Here is a 6,208-nt window from a genome sequence, read left to right as displayed (position 1 = left end):
CTCCACGGCGCCGCCACTTCCCGGTCCCACCCGCCGCCAACGCCCCTGACGATGCTGACCGTTCCAGTCCCGGCAGGCCCAGTTTCCGGCGGGCTATCCGCCGGCAAACGGGGGCAGGACGTCGACGACGTCGCCCGATGCCAGCGTCACGGCCGGGTTCCGCTGGGAGACCTCGTTGACCAGGAAGCTGCAGCGGGTCAGGAGCTCGGACAGCGGGGGAGTGCTGGCGGAGGCCGACACCGGGAACGACTCGACCAATAATTTGGACAGGTCCTCCAGGGTGAACGGTGCGGAACCGGCCAAGGACCCCAGGTCCACTGCCTGTACCTCAATACCGGTGGCCGCGGCGGCCGCGGCAAAAAACCGGATGTCCATACTCAGCCTCCTATGGCGCTCATGCTGCGTTCGGGTTGCACAAAGTCCGCGTCGCCCAGTCCCGGGTGGCCCATGCCGTGGGCCCGTGGCTTGGCCCACATGGCGTCCTGCCAGCGGGCAGCGACGGCGTTGTCGTCGGCCGGGGAGTCGCCGACACGCAGGAGTTCCAGCAGGTCAATCTCGGTGCGGGAGAACAGGCAGCTCATGACTTTGCCTTCGGCAGTGATCCGCGTGCGGCGGCAGTCGGCACAGAAGGGCTCGGTCACGGAGGCGATGACGCCCACGGTTCCCAGCAGCTCCCCGGAGCCGTGGTGCCGGACCTCAAAGCGCTCGGCGGGGGCGCCGTCGCGCGAGCGGGGATCGGGCGAGAGCTCAAAGTCGCCGGCCAGGAGCCCGCGGATCTCAGCGGCCGTGATCATGCCGTCGCGGGTCCAGCCGTGGTCGGCGTCGAGGGGCATCTGCTCGATGAAGCGCAGCTCGTAACCGCGTTCCAGGCACCAGCCCAACAGCTCGGCGGCGTGGCCCTCGTTGACGCCGCGCATCAGCACGGCGTTGACCTTGATGGGACCGAGCCCAGCGGCGGCGGCAGCCTCGATTCCGGCCAGCACCTGGTCCAGGAAGGGGCGGCGGGTCAGCTGGAAGAAGGCGTCATGGTGCAGGGTGTCCATGGAGACGTTCAGCCGGGTCAGCCCGGCGTCGGCCAGCGCCTGCGCCTTCCTTGCCAGGCCGACGCCATTGGTGGTCAGCGAGATGGGCAGCGAGGGGTGGTTCCGGCGCAGCGCCGCAATGATCTCCACAAGGTCGGCACGCACCAGCGGTTCCCCTCCGGTCAGCCGCAGTTCGCGGACCCCCAGGCGGTCCACACCCAGGCCCACCAGCCGCACAATTTCGCCGGCCGTGAGCAGCTTGGATTTCTTCAGCCATTCCAGCCCGTCTTCGGGCATGCAATAGTGGCAGCGAAGGTTGCACTTGTCCGTCAGCGAGAGGCGCATGTCCGAGGCGGTCCGGCCAAACTGGTCCACCAGCCCGGCCGTGGCCGGACGTGGCGCCCCCGACGGCGCAGCGTCGTGCGCGGCGGCCGGAACCGCCGGCATTCCCAGTGTTACGCGTCCCGTGTCCATGGCTCCACGCTACGCCATCCGCCCGTTGTGGTAGCACTGTGGGGGTTTGCTCAGCTTGCGAAACTAGAATTGTGACGTGGAGCTGCCGGGTTTCCGGCCAAACGGGAAGGATGCCATGGAGGCACGTCGCTATTGGGGCTTGGCCGGAGTGGTCTGCACGGGCGTTGGTGTGGCGGCCGGGGAACTCACGGCCGCCTTCATCAGCCCGTCGGCGTCGCCGGTCAGCGCAGTGGGCCAGACGGTCATCGGGCTGCTGCCCGGGGGCGTCAAGGAAGGGGCCATCCACCTCTTCGGCACGGCCGACAAGACGGTTTTTCTCGCTTCCATGGTGGTGGTCATGGCCTTGCTGGCCTTCGCCGCCGGCCTGCTTGAACGCTTCCACCGTGGCTTTGGCCTGGCGGTCATCGTGCTGTTTGGCGTGGTGGGGGTTGCAGCGGTGGCGGGCCGGCCGGACGTCACCGGCACAGCGTTTGTGGCACCAGTGGTCGCTGCCGGGATCGCCATGGCGCTCCTCGCCTGGGTCCGCGGGAGGTTCCTGCATCCGGGCCTGGGCCGGGAATTGAAGGCGGAGTACGACGCCGGTCGCGCGCCGCGGGCGTCCGGCCCGCCTGCCGTGAAGGCCGCTCCTGCAGCGCCGGGCCAGCTGTCCCCGCCACCCCCCGAAGCCGCCCGATCGGCAAGTCGGCGCACCTTCCTGGGATTCATGGGTGCCGGGGCCGCCGTGGCGGTGCTTGCCGGCGGCGCTGCCGTCTTGGTCCGCAGGGCTTCCGTGGTGGTGGCCGAGCTGCGTGCCAAGGTGCGCCTGCCCCGGCCCGCAACGGCGGCCGCGGCAGTGCCTGCGGCCGCGGTGCTGGACATTGCCGGCGTCACCCCGCTCATCACCGACGCCAGCCAGTTTTACCGGATCGACACGGCACTGGTGGTCCCTGCCGTTAACTCGGATACCTGGAAGCTGAGCGTGACGGGAATGGTGGAGCGGGAGATCACCCTGACCTTCGCCCAGCTGCTGACCAAACCCATGGTCGAAAGCTATGTGACCATTGGCTGTGTTTCCAATGAGGTGGGCGGGGACCTGGTGGGCAATGCCCGCTGGCTGGGCTGGCCCGTGCGTGAACTCCTGGCCGAGGCAGGCGTGCGCCCCGGGGCCGACATGGTCCTCTCCCGCAGCACCGACGGCTTTACGGCAGGGACGCCGCTGGAGGCGCTGACCGACCCCCGCAATGCCATGATCGCCGTCGGGATGAATGGTGCGCCCCTGCCGATGGTGCACGGCTACCCGGCCAGGCTCATCGTGCCGGGATTGTATGGCTATGTCTCGGCCACAAAATGGCTCTCCGAGCTGAAGGTCACCACCTTTGCCGCCGACCAGGGCTATTGGACACCGTTGGGGTGGAGCGCTCTGGGACCCATCAAGACGGCGTCGCGCATTGATGTCCCGCGCGCCGGGGCAAAGCTCGCCACCGGCCGGTTCACGGCAGCCGGCGTCGCGTGGTCGCCGGAGCGCGGAATCTCCGCCGTGGAGGTCCAGCTCGACGGCGGCCCTTGGCAAAGTGCCTCCCTGGCCGCCGCCCTGAACAAGGACACGTGGGTGCAATGGCAGGTGCCCCTGACATTGGCTGCCGGGAAGCACCAGCTCAAGGTGCGGGCCGTGGACGGGGCCGGGGCCGTGCAGACCGGGGACATTGCGCCGCCGGCACCCGACGGGGCCAGCGGCTGGCACACGGTGGAATTCACGGCGGCGTGAATCAGCGGCAAGCCGGACGGCTCACCTAGGATTGGTCTCATGCACGCCGCCGCGTGTTCCCCCGGGAGGAAGAAATGATGCGCAGAACTGTCGCCGAGCACCAAAGAGCCGTACTTGTTCTGCTGGCCCGGGCCTGGCGCCGGGCGGGGCAGCCGCCACTGACTGACGACGCCGGCACCCGGGTCCCGCTGGCAGATTTGCCGGGGCGAGTGCTGGCCGCGGATTTACTCGCCCCGATTGACCTGCCTCCGTTTGCCAACTCCCAGATGGACGGCTTCGCCATCTGGGCGGAGCCCACTTCAAATCAACCCGGAAGCGTTGAATCCGGCAAATCAACCACTTACCGGGCCGCTGCGACCATCCCCGCCGGGGTCCGTCCCCCGGCGCTGGGGCCCGGCACCGCCGCCCCCATCATGACCGGGGCCATGCTGCCCCCGGGCGCCAACGCCGTGGTGCCCGTGGAGCAGGCACAGCCGGCACGCTTCCCCGACGAAGGTGAGGACGTGACCCTGCCGCCCACCCGGCCGGGCACCTTTGTCCGCGCCCAGGGCAGCGACCTGCCCCTCGGCAGCGTTGCCATACCCGCCGGGACGCTGCTCAATGCAGCCCACGTCGGCCTTGCCTCGGCGTTGGGATGCAGCTCTCTTCAGGTGCGCAGGCGCCCGCGCGTGCTCCTGGTGACCACCGGGGACGAGGTGCTGCTGCCGGGGGATCCACGGGCTGCGGACGCCCTGCCCGAAGGCAGCATTTTTGATGCCAACATGGCACTGCTCCGGGCCAAGCTGCAGGAGGCGGGCGTTGATGTGGTCCTGGCCCCGGTGGTCCGGGACGAGCCGCACGCGCTGCTGGACGTGCTCGATGAATACGTGGGCGGCGTGGACCTGATCCTGTCCACCGGGGGCATCAGCGCCGGGGCGTTTGAGGTCGTGAAGCAGGCACTGTCGGGACTGGAGGTGGAGTTCGTTTCCCTGGCGCTGCAGCCGGGCGGCCCGCAGGCGCTCGGGAGATACAAGTCGGTGCCGTTCATCGGCTTCCCCGGCAATCCCGTCAGCGGGGTGGTGTCCTTTGAACTGTTCCTGCGCCCCGCGCTCACGGAGCTGCTGGGCGGCCCGGCACCGCGCGGACGCGTCCTGGCCACGCTGACCCACTCCTTGACGTCGCCTGCCGGAAAGTACCAGGTCCGGCGCGGGGTCTACGAAGGTCCCGGCTACGAATCAGCGGCATCGGTGCGGGAGGTGGGCGGGCCGTCGTCGCACCTGCTCGGCGCGCTGGCCCAAGCCAACGCGCTCATCCACATCCCCGCCGGAGTCACGGAATTGCACGCCGGGGCAAAGGTGGAAGTATGGCTGATGTGACTGATGCCCAGACCCCAGAATTAACCCACCTGCGCCACGATGGCACTGCCCACATGGTGGACGTGTCCGCCAAGGCCGAGACCGTCCGGGAAGCGACGGCCACCGGCACCGTGAATACCACGCCCGAAGTCATGGCACTGCTGGGCGCCGGCGGGCTGCCCAAGGGCGACGCCCTTGCCGTGGCGCGCGTGGCCGGGATCATGGGCGCCAAGAAAACATCCGAACTCATTCCACTGTGCCACCCGCTGCCCATTTCCAAGGTCACGGTGGACTTTAAGCTGGGGGCATCCACCGTCACCGTCCAGGCCACGGTCAAGACGCGCGGCGTCACCGGCGTGGAGATGGAGGCGCTGACGGCCGTGTCCGTCGCCGCCCTGAGCGTGTACGACATGGTCAAGGCCGTCGACAAGCATGCCGTCATCTCGGGCATCCAGGTCCTGGCCAAAAGCGGCGGCAAGAGCGGGGACTGGGTGGCGGACCCGGCGGAAGCAGGGCGCCCCGCGGCCCCCGCCGAACCGGCAGCCGCCGAACGTCCCGCGGCCTCCGCCGAACCGGAGGCCGGCCAGTGAGCGCCTGCGAGCCCGGCGCTCCGTTGGGCACGGCGGGCGTGGTCATCGCCTCCACCCGCGCGGCCCTTGGCGTCTACGACGATAAAACCGGGCCCATCATCACGGACTGGCTCCGCGAACACGGCTTTGCGGCCATCGCACCGGTGGTGGTCCCCGACGGGGCCCCGGTGGGCGCGGCGCTGCGGGCCCTGCTGACGCAACGTCCCGCCGTCGTGCTGACCAGCGGCGGAACGGGGCTGAGCCCCACTGACGAAACCCCGGAAATGACACTGCCGCTGTTGGACCGCGAGGTTCCCGGCCTCATGGAAGCCATCCGGGCCGCCGGGCTGGCCAAAACGCCCATGGCCGCCCTCAGCCGCGGACATGCGGGCCTGGCCGGGCACACGCTGATTGTGAACCTGCCCGGCTCGCCCTCCGGCGTCATGGACGGGCTGGCCGTGCTGGACCCCCTCATCCGGCACATCTGCGAGCAGGTGGGTGGCGGGCATGGCCACTAACGTTGAGGTGGTCTGCGCCGAATTGAGCGCCGAGCCGATCTCCGTGGACGCTGCCGTCGCGGCCGTGGAATCCGACACCGCCGGAGCTGTGGTCAGCTTCAGCGGCGTTGTCCGCAACCACGACGGCGGGAAGCCCGTTGCGCGGCTGTCCTACAGCGCCCACCCGCTCGCCAGGGGCGTCCTGGACGCCGTGGTGGCCTCCGTCGCCGCGGGCGCGGCGGATCCGGACGGCCATCCCGTGCGGGTCTGGGTGGCGCACCGCGTGGGGCCGCTGGAAATCGGTGAGCCAGCCCTGGTCTGCGCCGTCGCCTCCTCCCACCGGGCTGAGGCCTTCGAGGTGTGTTCAGCGCTGGTGGAACGGATCAAGGCCGAGGTGCCGATCTGGAAGGAACAGTTCTTTACCGACGGCACGGCGGAATGGGTGGGGGCCGGCGCGCTTCCGGTGCCTGCGGACGCCGGGGCGGACGCCACGGCGGACGCTGGGGAAGCGGCGGCCGGGGGCAGGGGGCCGTCCACGGCGGACAATGCGGGGCCGGAAAGCCAGTAG

The 6,208-nt window shown here is 69.8% G+C and carries 7 protein-coding genes; 5 read left to right on the top strand and 2 right to left on the bottom strand.

What is annotated here, in order from left to right; translation table 11 throughout:
- Positions 1-93 precede the first annotated feature (93 nt).
- Both CVV68_RS17585 and moaA read right to left on the bottom strand, forming a co-directional pair.
- The gene (locus CVV68_RS17585; protein WP_110502302.1) at positions 94-375 is read right to left on the bottom strand and encodes a MoaD/ThiS family protein; all 282 of its coding nucleotides are present in this window, start codon (positions 373-375) and stop codon (positions 94-96) included.
- 2 nt (positions 376-377) lie between these two features.
- Entirely contained in the window at positions 378-1,469 is a 1,092-nt protein-coding gene (moaA, locus tag CVV68_RS17580) for a GTP 3',8-cyclase MoaA (RefSeq protein WP_110502307.1), read from the bottom strand.
- A gap of 103 nt (positions 1,470-1,572) precedes the next feature.
- Here moaA and CVV68_RS17575 point away from each other — a divergent pair, with 103 nt between their 5' ends.
- The 5 genes from CVV68_RS17575 (at position 1,573) to CVV68_RS17555 (ending at position 6,208) form a co-directional block, all read left to right on the top strand.
- Positions 1,573-3,240 carry a molybdopterin-dependent oxidoreductase gene (locus CVV68_RS17575; protein WP_245933619.1) on the top strand — a complete coding sequence of 556 codons (1,668 nt, stop codon included), beginning with the start codon at positions 1,573-1,575 and terminating at the stop codon, positions 3,238-3,240.
- Positions 3,241-3,317: 77 nt separating this feature from the next.
- A complete protein-coding gene (locus tag CVV68_RS17570; protein ID WP_110502300.1) occupies positions 3,318-4,595 on the top strand; it encodes a molybdopterin molybdotransferase MoeA in 1,278 nt (425 codons plus the stop codon).
- Positions 4,583-5,164 (top strand): cyclic pyranopterin monophosphate synthase MoaC, encoded by a 582-nt coding sequence (moaC, locus tag CVV68_RS17565; protein WP_110502299.1) that lies wholly within the window; start codon positions 4,583-4,585, stop codon positions 5,162-5,164. The genes CVV68_RS17570 and moaC overlap by 13 nt, the downstream gene beginning before the upstream one ends.
- Positions 5,161-5,661: a MogA/MoaB family molybdenum cofactor biosynthesis protein gene (locus CVV68_RS17560; RefSeq protein ID WP_110502298.1), complete on the top strand. Its 501-nt coding sequence runs from the start codon at positions 5,161-5,163 to the stop codon at positions 5,659-5,661. Before moaC ends, CVV68_RS17560 begins: the two co-directional genes overlap by 4 nt.
- Positions 5,651-6,208, top strand: coding sequence for a molybdenum cofactor biosynthesis protein MoaE (locus CVV68_RS17555; RefSeq protein ID WP_110502306.1), 558 nt, complete (start codon positions 5,651-5,653; stop codon positions 6,206-6,208). The genes CVV68_RS17560 and CVV68_RS17555 overlap by 11 nt, the downstream gene beginning before the upstream one ends.

Origin of the sequence: Arthrobacter livingstonensis (assembly GCF_003219815.1) — a bacterium.
GTDB lineage: Bacteria > Actinomycetota > Actinomycetes > Actinomycetales > Micrococcaceae > Specibacter > Specibacter livingstonensis.
Note: the sequence above shows the minus strand (reverse complement) of the source record. Positions and strands in the feature narration are given on the sequence as shown.